Source organism: Klebsiella sp. D5A, assembly GCF_001620885.1.
Classification (GTDB): Bacteria; Pseudomonadota; Gammaproteobacteria; order Enterobacterales; family Enterobacteriaceae; genus Klebsiella; species Klebsiella variicola.
Window position 1 is genome coordinate 1 of record NZ_LOAR01000027.1, and the last position, 15,427, is coordinate 15,427.

The following is a 15,427-nucleotide window of genomic DNA, read 5'->3' on the forward strand; positions in this document are numbered from 1 at the left end:
AGCGGCTTAAGGCTCTCAGTACTCAGATATGAATGTCCGCTCCTGGCACTAAGCGGACTTTTCAACATCAGGACATTTCTAACGAGCCAGTGATTAGACATTTTCACTGAGCTTTGACATACAGTGTAACTGCAAAGTTGTGATGCTCGCACTTCCTCTGGGCTAAGTTAAGATGTGCGTCAGGTAGATTCACCATCAGTGGTGAATACGCCGCCAGGGCGCGTTTAGTTTTGTAACACTTACATCCAGTCTCATCCACTCCCGGGCGGCTTCCGGTACCAGTACTGAAGTGCCAATGTCTAAAAATTAATCATATTATACGTTTCCGTACAGTAAGATTAATGGTGATGAGCTTTGTTTCCGCATCATTGCATTATGACTAATTAACTGATTATAAATATAATTTTAAACTTTATATAAAAATTAGTTGAAACATTAAAAAAATTAACGTTACCATTTAGTACAGTTCGAAGCGATGCAAGGAATTAGCATGCCTTACCTGTTACTAACATCACCGGCCCTGATTTGGCGAAGGAATGATGTCTTCAGCCAGCTTCTTTTTCAGGGTGCGGACCAGGTTCTTATGACAGAAGCGAGTTGGGCTTCAAATGTGGTAATGCTGTATCAACGGCATATCTGTAATGTTAAGTCGCCGTTGCTCCGCCAACTGCTGATTTCCTCGCTACAAGTACAGTCCCACTCTGTTGATTTACAGCCGATTTTTGCTCCAGGCAAAACAATTTATATGGCTGCGATCTCCCTCATAGTTCTTATTATCAATCGTCTCATCTCCCTTATGCGGCCATCGCTGCGTTACAACCGGGAAATGCAATCACGTACTGTACGTGAATTGCTATACCTCTCTCATCGCAACCTGAGTCGGGGCTTGTTGCTAAACCGATTTAGCTTTCAAGAGATATCGATAATGAAATCGGCAATGGTTCTGGCAGTGTATTGCTCTCTGTTGCGGAATATTCTGCTTACCGGTTCGCAACGCTGTCATTTACTGAGCTGGCTTTTTATTTTAAATGGAATCGGTGCTTGTTCATTCGCAAAAACTCAGCGGCCTGTTGATAAATAATAATTTCATGTTTCAACTAATACCAACGGAATAGTTTATTATGTACAGGATATACTTATATCTTATTCTCGCCGCATCGGTTTCCGCACTGGCTACAGATATGATCGTTCCAGCGCTTCCCCTGTTACAAAAAGCGTTTAATACCGATTATTCATCTATTCAGTTAACCATTAGTGGTTTTCTGGTGATATACGCGGCCAGTCAGTTACTGTCAGGATTTCTTGGCGAAAAGCTGGGTAAATTACGAATACTTACGGCCAGCTTTTTGCTCTTCCTGGCGGGAAGTATCCTCTGTTTTATGTCCGACAGCTTAGTGATGTTGTTGGCCGGCAGGGCATTACAGGCTCTGGGTGCCGGCGCCGGGCCGGTTCTGTCCAAAGCCATCGCCAAAGAGACGTTTTCCCCGTTAACACTCAAGCGTGCGCTTTCCGATATTTCTTCCGCCAGTGCAGTCGTCCCTCTCATTGCGCCGCTGGCTGGCGCCGCAATCCTCGGCTATCTGAGCTGGAACACGATATTCCTTGTCATGGCCCTGTTCAGCGTCGTCACCCTTCTGCTCTCTCCGCGTCGCCTCGAGCATCATGACGTGGCCACAGTATCCTCTTCGTCCGGTTTTATCACCCCGGCATTTATTCAGGGAACGCTGCTGGTTTCGCTGATCCTGAGTTCGCTATTTTGCTATATCTCACTGTCGCCGGCCATCTTTATGCAGCAGCTTGGGCTAAGCACCATACACTACTCGCTGCTGTTCTCTGCTTCCGTATTATTTTTTATTATTGGTAATCAGCTCGCAAAATTCGAGCGAATCATTAATCCGTGGTTTTTGTTTGGCATTAATGCACTGTCGGTCTTGCCATTTATTATCGGTAGCCACTCGCTGCTATTGTGCATCGCCGGATCGATGATTTTCAATCTCACCCTTGGCGCCTATTACCCGAGCGCGAATTTCATCGCCCTGCAAATCAAAGGCAAAAAAACAGGTATTGCGGCGTCCGTCACCGGATTTATTCAAACAGTGAGTGCCGGTGCCATCAGCTATTTCGCTGTAAAACTGACGGATACCGGTATGGGTTTTGACAGAACCCTCGGCATGAGCACGTTAACACTGGCAATTTTATCTCTTCTGGTAGTCACTACAATGAAGGTAACACAATGGAAAACTGGCAAAAAAGGAAAATAGACAGGTCATTAAAATATCAGACCAGGGTATTTTCCGAGCATATTAACGAACTGGTCGCAGTAAAAAGAGAGGGTAAGGTCATTACCCTCGACGATGGCAGAAAAATGGTGGAATTTGTCTCTTGCTCTTACCTTGGGCTGGAGACACACCCGGCGCTGAAAAAAGCGGTTGTCGATGCCATTGAACGTTTTGGTGTGCAGGTTTCTGTCGCCAGAACGCGGGTTAAAGTCGATCTCTTTCCGCAGCTGGAAGCGCGTCTGAACGACATCATGCACGGGGCTCATACCCTCACGTTCAACGCAGTGACTCCCTGCCACATCGCGGTGCTGCCGCTGCTGGCATCCGGGACGCTGCCGCATTTTACGTTCAGTAAAAAACCGTACTTTATTATGGAGAAGACCGCGCACGCGACGTTGCAGATCAACCGTGGACTCTTACAGCAGTTTGGCGAAGTCGTCAGAATTGATTTCCAGGACAAGGCGCGGATTGAAGAGGCTTTTCGCTATGCGGCCAGCCAGGGACTGACACCGATCTCGGTATCAGACAGCGTAGGCTCAATGGGTGGTGTCGCCCCTGTTGCACATATCGTCCGCCTGGCGCATCAGTATGACGGCTTCGCCTATATTGACGATGCACACGGCACCTCTATCTACGGAGATTACGGTTCGGGATATGTCATGTCATGCCTCAACCATCAGCTTGACGAGCGTATTATTATCGCCGGGTCGCTGTCCAAAGCTTTTGGCTCACACGGCGGATTTATCGCCTGTCGGGAAGCTGAGACCATCAACTTTATCAAAACCTACGGTACAACCTACGCCTTTGGTGGACCTCCGTCATTACCGGGGATTGCCGCCTGCGTCGCCGCAGCCGATCTCCACCTGGACGGCACCGTCACAGCCCGTCAGGAGAAGCTACAGAACGTCATTCGTTATTTTGACGAAGTGTTCGGCGGGACCGAGATAGTTAACCGGGGCACAACAATGCCGATTCGGGGGATCCTGATAGGTAACGAAGACCTCGCCATTACGATGTGCAAAAAACTGCACGATCGCGGCTTCGCCACGACAGTGGCGATGTATCCAACCGTTGAGGAAGGACACGCCATTCTGCGTTGCGCATTGTCTGCGCTTCATGAGAGCGGCCAAATCGACGACTTCCATAAAAACTTCAGTGAATCACTGGCTGAAGCCACAAAATAAATAGCTACTGCCGGCCTGCTTCGTCAGGCCGCTTACGGACATTCGCTCATATGAAAGGAACAAATTTCCCGCTACGGGGAACGTCTCTTATGGTGGCGACCATTATCGGTGGAGGCATGTTCGCGTTGCCGGTTGCTTTCGTCAACGTGTGGTTTATAAAGGGCCTTCTGGTCCTGTCGGTAACAGGCATATTGATGCTGATTACAGGGTTGATCCTCGTCGACATTACGATGCGCTTTCCTCCTGGCGCCAGTTTTCATACCTTCACCCATGCCCTGCTCGGACCCGCTGTCAGCGTAATCATCGGCGTGGCTTTCTGTTTCGTACTTTATTTACTGACCTACGCGTACATATCAGGCGCAGCATCGATAGTGTGGGATCTCCTTCCTCCCGATATTGCTGGCCGCAGCTGGCTGCCGATCATTTTGCTGTCGCTGACGACCTCGCTGATTCTGTGGGCCGGCGGCAAATTGCCCGGTTTTCTCCTCTCCGGCCTTATCGCCGCCAAATTCACCCTTTTTCTCCTGCTGTTCGCCGGTGCCGCAGGAGGCGTAAAAGTACTCAGATTACTCGACTTCGCCGGCAGCACGCCGCTCCAGTATTACCTGCCGATCGTACCGGTCTGCGTTATCGCTTTTGGATTTCATGGCAGCGTCCCCTCTCTGACAAGAATGTACCGGGGGGATAATCATCGTGCGGTCCTCCGCTCTCTCTATTACGGTTTCGCCGTTTCATTAACTGTCTACGCCTTCTGGCTGACGCTCACGATGGGCGCGCTCACGCCTCAGGCTATCCGGCATGTCAGCGATGAAGGCGGGAATATGGGCGCCTTTATCACGGCCCTCAATATCCACAGGACCGCCTCAGCTACCAGTCTGATACTGGTCGCCTTTGGGTGTATTGCCGTTTTAGCTTCACTGATGTCGGCTTCAATCGGCTTAAGTGATTATCTTGAAGATACACTGAACAAAATTAACTGTCAGTGCTCACGCCCGCTGGCAATATTTCTAACTTATTTCCCTCCTGCACTGGCCTGTATTATTGCTCCGCAAGGTTTTTTGTCTGCCTTGTCCTTTGCAGGGATATCACTGGTATTATGGAGTATTATACTCCCCCCTTATTTACTCATCAAAGCCAGGCGTTCCACTCTGCCTCCGGTATATAACTTTCCGGGAAACAATCCCTTCCTGAAAATAATTATTGTTACCGGAGTCATACTCTGGCTATTGATGATTTACGCTTTTCTTTAATAACAATTCGTCTCATTCACAACTGACTTTGCAAGGAAATTATTATGTCTTTTGTTACGCTACGTACCGGGGTGGCTGTCGCGCTGTCATCTTTGATAATAAGTCTGGCCTGCCCGGCTGTCAGTGCTGCACCATCCTTGAATCAGGATATTCACGTTCAAAAGGAAAGTGAATATCCTGCATGGTGGAAAGAAGCTGTTTTTTATCAGATCTATCCTCGCTCATTTAAAGACACCAATGATGATGGCATTGGCGATATTCGCGGTATTATTGAAAAGCTGGACTATCTGAAATCGCTCGGTATTGACGCTATCTGGATCAATCCCCATTACGACTCTCCGAACACCGATAACGGCTATGACATCAGTAATTATCGTCAGATAATGAAAGAGTATGGCACAATGGAGGATTTTGATAGCCTTGTTGCCGAAATGAAAAAACGAAATATGCGCTTAATGATCGACGTGGTCATTAACCATACCAGTGATCAACACCCGTGGTTTATTCAGAGTAAAAGCGATAAAAACAACCCTTATCGTGACTATTATTTCTGGCGTGACGGAAAAGATAATCAGCCACCTAATAATTACCCCTCATTTTTCGGCGGCTCGGCATGGCAAAAAGATGCAAAGTCAGGACAGTACTATTTACACTATTTTGCCAGACAGCAACCTGATCTCAACTGGGATAACCCGAAAGTACGTGAGGATCTTTACGCAATGCTCCGCTTCTGGCTGGATAAAGGCGTTTCAGGCATGCGATTTGATACGGTGGCAACTTATTCCAAAATCCCGGGATTTCCCAATCTGACACCTGAACAACAGAAAAATTTTGCTGAACAATACACCATGGGGCCTAATATTCATCGATACATTCAGGAAATGAACCGGAAAGTTCTGTCCCGGTATGATGTGGCCACCGCGGGTGAAATTTTTGGCGTCCCGCTGGATCGTTCGTCGCAGTTTTTTGATCGCCGCCGACATGAGCTGAATATGGCGTTTATGTTTGACCTCATTCGTCTCGATCGCGACAGCAATGAACGCTGGCGTCACAAGTCGTGGTCGCTCTCTCAGTTCCGCCAGATCATCAGCAAAATGGATGTCACGGTCGGAAAGTATGGCTGGAACACGTTCTTCTTAGATAACCATGACAACCCCCGTGCGGTATCTCACTTCGGGGATGACAGGCCGCAATGGCGGGAGGCGTCGGCTAAGGCACTGGCGACGATTACCCTCACTCAGCGGGCGACGCCGTTTATTTATCAGGGTTCAGAGCTGGGAATGACTAATTATCCCTTCAGGCAACTCAACGAATTTGACGACATCGAGGTCAAAGGTTTCTGGCAGGATTATGTCCAGAGTGGAAAAGTCACGGCCACAGAGTTTCTCGATAATGTGCGCCTGACGAGCCGCGATAACAGCAGAACACCTTTCCAGTGGAATGACACCCTGAATGCTGGTTTTACTCGCGGAAAGCCGTGGTTTCACATCAACCCAAACTATGTGGAGATCAACGCCGAACGCGAAGAAACCCGCGAAGATTCAGTGCTGAATTACTATAAAAAAATGATTCAGCTACGCCACCATATCCCTGCTCTGGTATATGGCGCCTATCAGGATCTTAATCCACAGGACAATACCGTTTATGCCTATACCCGAACGCTGGGTAACGAGCGTTATCTGGTCGTGGTGAACTTTAAGGAGTACCCGGTCCGCTATACTCTCCCGGCTAATGATGCCATCGAGGAAGTGGTCATTGATACTCAGCAGCAGGCGGCTGCGCCGCACAGCACATCCCTGTCATTGAGCCCCTGGCAGGCAGGTGTGTATAAGCTGCGGTAATCACCTGGGGGATTGATGACAAGTTCCCCAGACAATAGAGTTTTCCAGGTCTTTAGCACTGCTGTGCTCAGCGATAGTTGTGCTCTCCTGTGACTTCGTAAGTGCCTGTCTCATGGCAGGCATTGTCAGGTCAGAAGCCTTCTCAGGCAGCCTCGAGCAACAGCGCCCAGTTAGCATCCCCCTGAAAGATGGGGGGTATGTATAAATTAGCGTTAAAGAACATGAACCAGCCACCGTCATCTTATCAACCAACAGGCGAGATGAACTCCGATTCCTGATTCTTCACATTGCCGTTGATGCGCCTGAAGCCTCGCCCTTTAGGGCCGGGAAATAAGCACAGCATCTGGCGATCTCTTTTGCCACTTTACTGATCACATCCGGCCTCATCCATTTCCGGGCGGCTTCAGCCATCAGGAGAAAGGGTAGTGGTCGTGTATATGAGCCAGGCCAAAAAAAGGTGTGATATCGATCGCCTGGAAAGTTGAAACGGTTCAACGCTGGCGCAGCAACACTACGCGTTGCTGCTATGCTTACCGTACTATGCGAAGTGTAAATATTCATTACCTAGTGTGATTGATTTTCCGGGCAGGCATCTGTTTTTACTGATAAAATTCTCTAAAGGCGCCCTGATTACCAGGCATTAGGCGTACTACTGGCGCCTATTATGATATCGACTTTCAAAAGGATGCTGCGGGTTCAGTGTTGCAACCTGGCAACATGTTTTGAGGTAATGACATCTTTTAGTGGTTTGCCTTCAGGCCACGTGAACAGATTGAGTAATTACAGGCCCTCATGATGACTGAACAGACGCTCGCTAGACTGCTCAACATTGATCAAACGGTAAATCCTCCCCGTATCGCTGCCTCCGGTGACTGGGTGCTAGCGCATTATGCTTATCTGGAGCCTGCCGTCAGCGCGTTACAGCCTCAACTCCTTTCGAACGCCATTTTCGATCTGAGCCAGTTAGGGGCACTTGATACCGCGGGCGCCACGCTGCTGGTTAAGCTTATTGGTGAAAAAAATGTGCTTGAGCTCGAACGTATTGCACCAACGCTTCCCTTAGAGCGTCGTGTCCTGCTGCAAACAGTCAGATCGGCACTACAGAATTACGTCACCCCTCCTGCGCAGCATCAGCCGGGGATCGTGACCGAGCTATTGGCGAACATCGGTAAGTCGGTAGAAAGCTTCTGGCAGAATCTTGTTGCCCTCATCGGGTTTATCGGGCTGACGATGGAGGTACTTTTTGCCACCCTGTTGCGTCCTGCTCACTGGCGGGTGACTTCTCTGGTCGCTAATCTGCAGCAAATTGGCCTGAATGCCGTGCCTATCATTGCGTTGCTGACCTTTATGGTCGGCGCGGTAATTGCATTCCTGGGATCAACGGTACTGTCCACTTTCGGCGCCAGTATATTTACCGTTCAACTGGTGGCGTTTTCATTCCTGCGCGAATTTGCCGTGCTGCTGGCGGCAATACTGATGGCCGGGCGAACTGCCAGTGCCTTCACTGCACAGATTGGCCTGATGAAGGCTAATGAAGAAATTGATGCTATCCAGACAATGGGGCTAAATCCGGTTGAACTGCTGGTGCTTCCACGCGTGCTGGCGCTGCTTGTGGCGCTGCCAATGATGACCTTCATCGGTATGATCTGCGGGATTTTGGGTGGTATTGTTGTATGTGCTTTAACACTGGATATATCCCCAACAATGTTTTTAACCATAATGCAGAACAACGTCGGCTTTGAGCATTTTTGGGTGGGAATGATTAAAGCTCCGGTGTTTGCTTTCCTGATTGCCATCATCGGTTGTCTCGAAGGATTTAAGGTCAGCGGAAGTGCTGAATCGGTGGGAGAACATACCACCGCAAGCGTTGTACATTCAATATTCGTAGTGATCCTGCTGGATGCGGTTGCGGCACTGTTTTTCATGGAGATGGGATGGTAAAAGACATGAGTCAGGACGCCATAATTCGCATTCGTAAACTGCGTAACTGCTTCGGTCCGCAGTGTGTACACGTCGATCTCGACCTCGATGTGTGTCGTGGCGAAATACTGGGTGTAGTGGGCGGGTCGGGTACCGGAAAGTCAGTGCTCCTGCGTAGCATCGTCGGTCTTCGTCACCCGACGGACGGACGAATTGAGGTATTTGGTGAAAATATCACCGAACTCAGTGGCGTGCGCCGCTCCGTGCTAGAAAGGCGTTTTGGCGTCCTGTTTCAGCGAGGGGCATTGTTCAGCTCGCTGACAGTCACGGAGAACGTGGCTCTGCCGCTAATTGAGTTTGCTGGGCTTCCTCGCCGCGACGCCGAGCAGCTGGCGCAGGTTAAACTCGCACTGGCTGGTTTGCCCGGCAGCGCCGGAGATAAATATCCCTCGTCACTTTCAGGTGGCATGGTGAAACGCGCTGCACTGGCCAGAGCGCTGGCTTTGGATCCGGAAATCCTGTTCCTTGATGAGCCAACCGCTGGTCTCGACCCTATAGGTGCCGCCGCGTTTGATAACCTCATTGCCACGCTGCGCAATGCGCTTGGGTTAACTGTATTCTTAGTTACACACGATCTGGATACCCTTTATACAATTTGCGACAGGGTAGCGGTGCTTTCGCAAAAAAAAGTTTTAGTCGTGGATTCACTGGACGTGGTGGCAGCAACGCCAGATCCCTGGATTCAGGAATATTTCCACGGCCCACGCGGGCGAGCAGCACAGCAGACTCAGGCGACGTTACAAGAGGGGCAATAAAAAAATGGAAACTCGCGCTCACCATGTTCTCATTGGATTGTTCACTCTCATCATTTTCACTGCAGTGCTATTGTTTAGCCTGTGGCTGAGCAAATCTGACAGAGATCGCCAGTTCCACACGTACGACATCGTATTTAGCGAGGCGGTGAGCGGCCTTTCCCAGGGAAGTACAGTTAATTTTAGCGGGATCCGGGTTGGTGAGGTGGTTCAGCTTCGCCTGGACAGGGATAACCCCGGTAAAGTTTGGGCCCGGATCAGAGTTGAGGCCTCTACGCCTGTTCGCCAGGATACCAAGGCACGGCTGGCTATGGCAGGTATTACCGGGACATCAATTATTCAGCTTAGCGGTGGAAGTGAAACCAGCCCGGTGCTGGAGGGAGAAAATGATAGGATCCCTGTGATCATTGCAACCCCTTCTCCGCTGAACCAGTTGCTTACTAATGGCGAAGATGTAATGACCAACGTTAATGAGGTCCTGTTACGCTTAAATCAGATACTCACTACGGAAAATCAGCAGCGAATAGTCAAAACGTTAGACAACCTGGAAAAAATTACTGGTACCGTGGCCGATCAGCGTGAAGATATCAGTACCATCCTGCAGCAACTGGCGATAGTGACGAAACAAAGTAACGAGACGCTGGCGCAAACCAACCGTCTGATGCGCAATGCAAACTTGCTGCTGGACGGTAAGGGGAAAGATTTGGTTAATAATGCGGCCAATACCCTGGCACTATTGCAAAAGACGACCAGTCTGTTAAATCAGATCGTCATCGATAATCAGCATTCACTTAACAACGGCATTCAGGGATTTAACGAACTGGGGCCAGCCTTAGCTGAATTACGCAAAACCCTGGCCACTTTACGCGGAGCGATCAACAGCCTGGAAGCAAACCCAGCGGCCCTTTTAAGAGGGCCGGAACGTATGAAGGAGTTTACACCATAATGGCCGTTTTTACTCTTGGGTTTTCCTGTTTACCTCGCAAGAATCTAAGGCTGCTGATTGTGCTGGTATGTCTGCCGTTGGCCGCATGCACGGTGTTGCCGCAAAGACCTGTTTCGCAGGTTTGGTTATTGCCAGCCCAGCCGGGAGTGCCTGCCAGCGGTCCAACCATAAACCGATCGCTGCGTGTTATGCAGCCCAGTACCAGCCAGTTTATCAACAGTTCACGTATTGCGGTTCAGCCTCAGGGTGCAGAGATAACAGTCTACAGCGGGTCGCGCTGGAGTGATTCGGTGCCTGTATTGTTTCGTAATCGTTTGACACAGGAATTGCGCACGGATGGCCGTTTCATTTCTGTCAGTAGTGATGAAGATAATTTGCAGGCCGATTTTGAACTCGGGGGGGATTTATCCTCATTCCAGGGGGTCTATAGCGATAAAAAAGGCGAAGTGCTGATTCAGTTTGACGCGCGTCTGGTGCAAACATCCGACCGTCGCGTGATAGCCAGCCAGCGTTTCGTGATACATCAACCCATAAGCGGTAGTTCGATGAGCCAGGTCGTCGAGGCCTTTGGCCTGGCCAGCGACAGGCTTGCCGCAGATATACTTCGCTGGCTGGGAAACTCCAGCGCGATGAGGTCACCTTGAACATAAACCGCATTAAGCGAAGTAATGATGTAAGAGCAAAGTTGTAATGTCCGTTCTGGCTAAGTATGAGTTTTGTGTAGAAGAATGATATCTGTCGCAAATCCTGGCAATATCATGTATGGAATCAACTTGCTTATGTCTGTCCCAGATAATCGCTTTCTGTTCTGGCGTGTTGTAAATGCGCGCTCTTCATTTTATGGAAACATCCCCCAGGATTAATTCGACGGACTCCGGGTTACTGTCAATACTTTGGTGTTGTCGTCCTTTTCCACAAAAAATTCCACAATCAGTCACTGGCTGTCTGTTCTGCCGAATAGCGCATTGCACAACCGGTTTACAGTCAGTGGCGTCAAATTCTGGTCGGGATCGTAGGCGATGGTGGGAAAAACAAATGACAGCATTTCAGACGTTTTATACCGTTTTACCGCCGCGGCGAGACGTGCAGCCCGCAGTGAGGCTTCACAGCTTTCGTCGCTGTAATTGGCCAGTTCGGCCAGCTAATTCCTTTCGTGGTTTTCAGCGGTACAAGACCTGCCATCTATAAAAAAGTTGGCTGCAGGCTATTGGTGAGCGTTCATGACATACCCGGCTGGCCAAGTACAAAAAACAGACAGGTAAATTTACATTTCTTTCCATGGCCTGCCGTCTGTACTCCCACCTTTTTACCTTGTTCTGGGTCAATAAAAAAGAAAACATCTTTGATGCAAATCACTACATTTACAAATTAGAATGCTTCCTGGAAACAAAGACATACATAACTGTATTATGTTTCATCCAGCCTCTGTTCGGTGATACTGCCAGATCACTTTGCGTTAAAACAGAGTCATTTTTTTGGTGGCAAGACTTCGCTCAACTAGTCGTTCCGTCACAGAAGAGCAAATAGTGTCGGAGGCCGCCCTGATTCCTGGAGGCGATATGAACAGATTGTGTTTATGCATTCTTGTTCTAACTCTCTTTGGCTACCCTGTTGGTGGTCAAAGTGGTTGGTCAGTGAATGTCAGCCATATCAATGTGAATATTTCTCTATAAATCAAAGGTTAATAAACAAAAAAACCACCTGCCAGGGTGGTTTTTTTGCGTTTCCCCTTTCACAGGAGAGAACTGGCAAGACTTCGCTCAGGGCAAATTATGCTTTGTCTGTTATAGACCCGCAACGGATTTATTAGCCAAAATGGCTTTCTTTCTATGACTGGAATCAACAAAACCACTCACCTGATTGTGCTAATCACCAACATTGATCAGCTGAAATAGACTGGCGAGAGGCACGGCTAATTTTAAAGCTAATGTATGCGTACATTAGCTTTAAAACACGGTTCAGCCTCCGACATATCATCAGCCAACAGGCTCGATGAGCTCTGGTCCCTGATTCTTCACATTACCAACAGCGCGTGTTACAGGATGCCATATGAAATGATCAGCTGACACAGCTCCATTAGCAGCAATTTCTTCAGCCTCCTTACCCGAAACGTCTTGTTTCATCCACTCCCGGGCGGCGTCCGGTACTAGGACAAGCGGGCGCCGGTCATGGATATCAACGAGACCTTTATCAGCTGCGGCCGTGACAATCAGGAACCCTTCCGCCTCATCACCACGCTCAAACGGAGTGCTTCCGATCGCGGCCATGAGGATTGGCTGACCGTCTTTACGGTAGATGAAATAGGGCTGCTTCTTGTCTCCTTCACGCTTCAATTCAAACCAGCCATCAGCAAAGCAGATCGCCCGATCGTGCTGCCACAGAGGTTTAAACATCCTGCTGTTGGCTGCGGTCTCAACCCGGGCATTAATCAATGGCGGTTTATCCCACCACCCTGGCGCGTAACCCCAGTGAACCGGATCGAGCTGCAGCTGTTCGTCGCGTTCGCTCAGAAGTAACACCCTGGTACCCGGGGCGACGTTATAGCGACCGATGGGTTCAGGGTCGTAGGCAATATTTCGATCGCCTTCATTGGCGAGGAGAGAAAGATACTCTTCCCGCGTCATTGACTGAGAAAAACGTCCGCACATGGTTACCTCCAGTGGCCAGACTGAAAGTATAGAAGATGTGATCGATGTGGATCCGGAGTCAGGATGCCGCTTCAGCGGCATAGAGGCGCCTGCAGTAGTTGAATGGAGTGCCGCGGGCAAATGGCGCCGTCGCCCGGCGCAGCCGGCTGCTGTTTTGACAGGTTCTGCCTCACCGACCCCCTTCCCTTGTATCTAACAGTTTGTGGTGATTAGCTACCACCACTGAAGCAGAGTGAGCCGCCCCCTTCCCTTAAGGTCAGAAAAGTCGGCACCGCTGAACCTTGATTTGCAGCACATGGCCCTCCGCTTCACCTTTCACGCCAGCACATCAGGTTGAACGGTTACCGGGAGCTCGACTCCGTATGTACAAGGCGAACAGGCGTGACGGTTTATGTGAGAGGAGTTTGACCATGTTTCCAGTCGGCATTGACGTAAGTAAAAACACCCAGGATCTTTGCATGCTTTATGACGGTATCAAAGGACGCATAAAAACCCGTAACATCCAGAATAACAGACATTCAGTTGAAAATATTCTTCGCTGGCTCAGGCTCCAGCACTGCAGTCCGGAAGATGTTCATGTGGTAATGGAAGCTACCGGTGTTTATCACGAACGGCTGGCCACTGAATTACATGATGCCGGTTTCCGGGTTTCTCTGGCCAACCCTCACCGTAGTCGGGAGTTTGCGCGTGGCATGGGAATCATGACAAAAACGGATAAGGTGGATGCGTATATGCTGGCCTGTTACGCATTCCTTAAGAAGCCACACCGCTGGGAGCCGCCGGCACCCGAAATCAGATATCTCGGTGCACTCCTGCGACGGCGGGATGTTCTGCTGGGTGATGCCCTGCGTGAGGAGAACAGGCTGGAAAAATACCTGTCGACAGACACACCTGCAGATATTATCAGTTCCTGCAGGCGTATGGCGCAGCTTCTGCGCGAGGAGGTAAGTAATATCGAGCGGCAGATAAAAGCACATATCAAAGCCAGCCCTGCACTGAGGCGTGATTATACACTGCTGACCTCAATTAAATCGGTTGGTCCCCAGCTGGGGATGCATATGCTGGTCGTGCTTCGCAGCCATAACTTTGTATCGGCTGAGCAGGCTGCCGCCTTTCTGGGCGTGGTGCCGATCGAGAAACGCTCAGGCACATCGGTCCGGAGCCGGCCGCGGATGTCGAAAATCGGCCCCCCTCAGTTGAGAGCGAAGCTTTACATGTCCGCCCTGTGCGGAAAAATCTACAATAAGCGAATGCGTAATATTTACGATGAGATGTGCCTGCGGGGTAAACCTAAAATGGTGGCCATTGGCGCGCTGATGCGGAAACTGGTGCACTGGTGTTATGGCGTCCTGAAGACCGGAACCGTTTTTAATGACGAAGACCTGAAACCGGTACTGTCAACCTGACTGTACCAGGCTGGCATTAAACACAAGGTAACGCTCACTGCAATAAGTGAGCGCAGTCCGTTATGAGCGAGAAGCGGACCTTCAAATCCGCACAGTTTCAATTGATTAACCTTGGTTGTCAGTTACGCCATCGTTAACATGAAGCCGATCGAAAATTCTTTATCGCATTTTTTACAAATACGCAGTGGCAAGAAAGATAGATTCTGGCTCATGACAAGTTGAGTGGTTCATTTGTATAAAGAGACTTCGCCTTCAGGACGCGTTTTGAACCTGCGATGCATCCACAGGTATTGCTCAGGGGCACGGAGAATTTCACGCTCGATGATCTTGTTCATATAAGCCGCTGCGGCGACCTTGTCCTCCCCTGGATAGCCTGACAGCGGATTGCTGATATACATGTGATAACCTTTTTTATCGCTACGTCGAATCATGCTAAGTGTGAGCAAGTCTGCACCAGCGAGTTTTGACAGAGCATACGTTCCGTTCGTCGTGGCTGCTTTTTTTACCGAGAAAAAAGGTGCAAAAACGCTTCCCTTAGACCCATAATCCTGGTCTGGTGCAAACCACACGGCTTCACCAGCTTTTAGCGCATGAACAAAACCGGATAAATTACGTCGATTAATCATCGCCTTATTTGAACGCATACGCCCTTTTGTCTGTACCCATTCCATTAATGGATTATTGTGTGGACGATACGTTGCCATCATAGGATGGCATAACCCCATTACTCTTCCACACAATTCAAGGGACATAAAATGTATCCCGACAACCATTACCCCTCTGGTCGCACCGGTCAGGTTTTCAAGCCCTTCGACATCAAACCATTTTTTGACTCTCGCATCGCTCCAGAACCAGGCCATTCCTGTTTCCATCAGTCCCAGCCCGAGAGAAACAAAGTTTTTATTGACCATCTGGCTCCGGGCAAACGGTGTCATCTCGGGAAAGCACAGTTCGATATTTCTACTCGCAATCCCTTCCCGGCGTTTCAGGAAGGGTCTGGATATTTTTCCAAGACCAGAGCCCAGAATATGTAAAACCGGGTAAGGAAGCTGAACGAGAAGCCACAGCAGACCCAAACCAGACCAGGTAAGCCAGTGGCGAGGATGAAGTAAATTATGAGTAAAAGTCTGTGCCATAAATT

General features: G+C 49.5%; 12 protein-coding genes and 1 pseudogene. 10 read left to right on the forward strand and 3 right to left on the reverse strand.

What is annotated here, in order from left to right; genetic code table 11:
* The first annotated feature begins 490 nt into the window (after positions 1-490).
* The 9 genes from AS136_RS25085 (at position 491) to AS136_RS25125 (ending at position 10,876) form a co-directional block, all read left to right on the forward strand.
* A complete protein-coding gene (locus AS136_RS25085; protein ID WP_052251507.1) occupies positions 491-1,081 on the forward strand; it encodes a hypothetical protein in 591 nt (196 codons plus the stop codon).
* Positions 1,082-1,121: 40 nt separating this feature from the next.
* On the forward strand, positions 1,122-2,261 hold the full coding sequence (locus tag AS136_RS25090) for an MFS transporter (protein WP_040107893.1): 1,140 nt from the start codon (positions 1,122-1,124) through the stop codon (positions 2,259-2,261).
* The gene (locus tag AS136_RS25095) at positions 2,234-3,463 is read left to right on the forward strand and encodes an 8-amino-7-oxononanoate synthase family protein (protein ID WP_040107892.1); all 1,230 of its coding nucleotides are present in this window, start codon (positions 2,234-2,236) and stop codon (positions 3,461-3,463) included. The genes AS136_RS25090 and AS136_RS25095 overlap by 28 nt, the downstream gene beginning before the upstream one ends.
* A gap of 89 nt (positions 3,464-3,552) precedes the next feature.
* Positions 3,553-4,713 carry an aromatic amino acid transport family protein gene (locus AS136_RS25100; protein ID WP_055323527.1) on the forward strand — a complete coding sequence of 387 codons (1,161 nt, stop codon included), beginning with the start codon at positions 3,553-3,555 and terminating at the stop codon, positions 4,711-4,713.
* 44 nt (positions 4,714-4,757) lie between these two features.
* Positions 4,758-6,554: a glycoside hydrolase family 13 protein gene (locus AS136_RS25105; RefSeq protein WP_063267099.1), complete on the forward strand. Its 1,797-nt coding sequence runs from the start codon at positions 4,758-4,760 to the stop codon at positions 6,552-6,554.
* Positions 6,555-7,349: 795 nt separating this feature from the next.
* On the forward strand, positions 7,350-8,495 hold the full coding sequence (locus AS136_RS25110; RefSeq protein ID WP_055323525.1) for an MlaE family ABC transporter permease: 1,146 nt from the start codon (positions 7,350-7,352) through the stop codon (positions 8,493-8,495).
* Positions 8,489-9,289, forward strand: coding sequence for an ABC transporter ATP-binding protein (locus AS136_RS25115; RefSeq protein WP_040107888.1), 801 nt, complete (start codon positions 8,489-8,491; stop codon positions 9,287-9,289). The genes AS136_RS25110 and AS136_RS25115 overlap by 7 nt, the downstream gene beginning before the upstream one ends.
* A 4-nt stretch (positions 9,290-9,293) precedes the next feature.
* Positions 9,294-10,232 carry an MlaD family protein gene (locus tag AS136_RS25120; RefSeq protein WP_055323524.1) on the forward strand — a complete coding sequence of 313 codons (939 nt, stop codon included), beginning with the start codon at positions 9,294-9,296 and terminating at the stop codon, positions 10,230-10,232.
* Positions 10,232-10,876 (forward strand): ABC-type transport auxiliary lipoprotein family protein, encoded by a 645-nt coding sequence (locus AS136_RS25125; protein ID WP_055323523.1) that lies wholly within the window; start codon positions 10,232-10,234, stop codon positions 10,874-10,876. Before AS136_RS25120 ends, AS136_RS25125 begins: the two co-directional genes overlap by 1 nt.
* A 219-nt stretch (positions 10,877-11,095) precedes the next feature.
* Here AS136_RS25125 and AS136_RS29170 read toward each other — a convergent pair.
* Together AS136_RS29170 and AS136_RS25130 are read right to left on the reverse strand one after the other, a co-directional pair.
* Positions 11,096-11,373: pseudogene (locus AS136_RS29170) on the reverse strand (hypothetical protein); the annotation flags it as partial.
* Positions 11,374-12,208: 835 nt separating this feature from the next.
* Positions 12,209-12,880, reverse strand: coding sequence for an SOS response-associated peptidase (locus tag AS136_RS25130; RefSeq protein WP_055323522.1), 672 nt, complete (start codon positions 12,878-12,880; stop codon positions 12,209-12,211).
* A 410-nt stretch (positions 12,881-13,290) separates the two neighbouring features.
* On the opposite strand from AS136_RS25130, the gene AS136_RS25135 reads away from it, so the two are divergent.
* On the forward strand, positions 13,291-14,286 hold the full coding sequence (locus AS136_RS25135) for an IS110 family RNA-guided transposase (protein ID WP_063267100.1): 996 nt from the start codon (positions 13,291-13,293) through the stop codon (positions 14,284-14,286).
* 227 nt (positions 14,287-14,513) lie between these two features.
* Here the strand turns inward: AS136_RS25135 and lpxP are convergent, their stop codons facing one another.
* Positions 14,514-15,422: a kdo(2)-lipid IV(A) palmitoleoyltransferase gene (lpxP, locus tag AS136_RS25140; RefSeq protein WP_055323521.1), complete on the reverse strand. Its 909-nt coding sequence runs from the start codon at positions 15,420-15,422 to the stop codon at positions 14,514-14,516.
* Positions 15,423-15,427 lie beyond the last annotated feature (5 nt).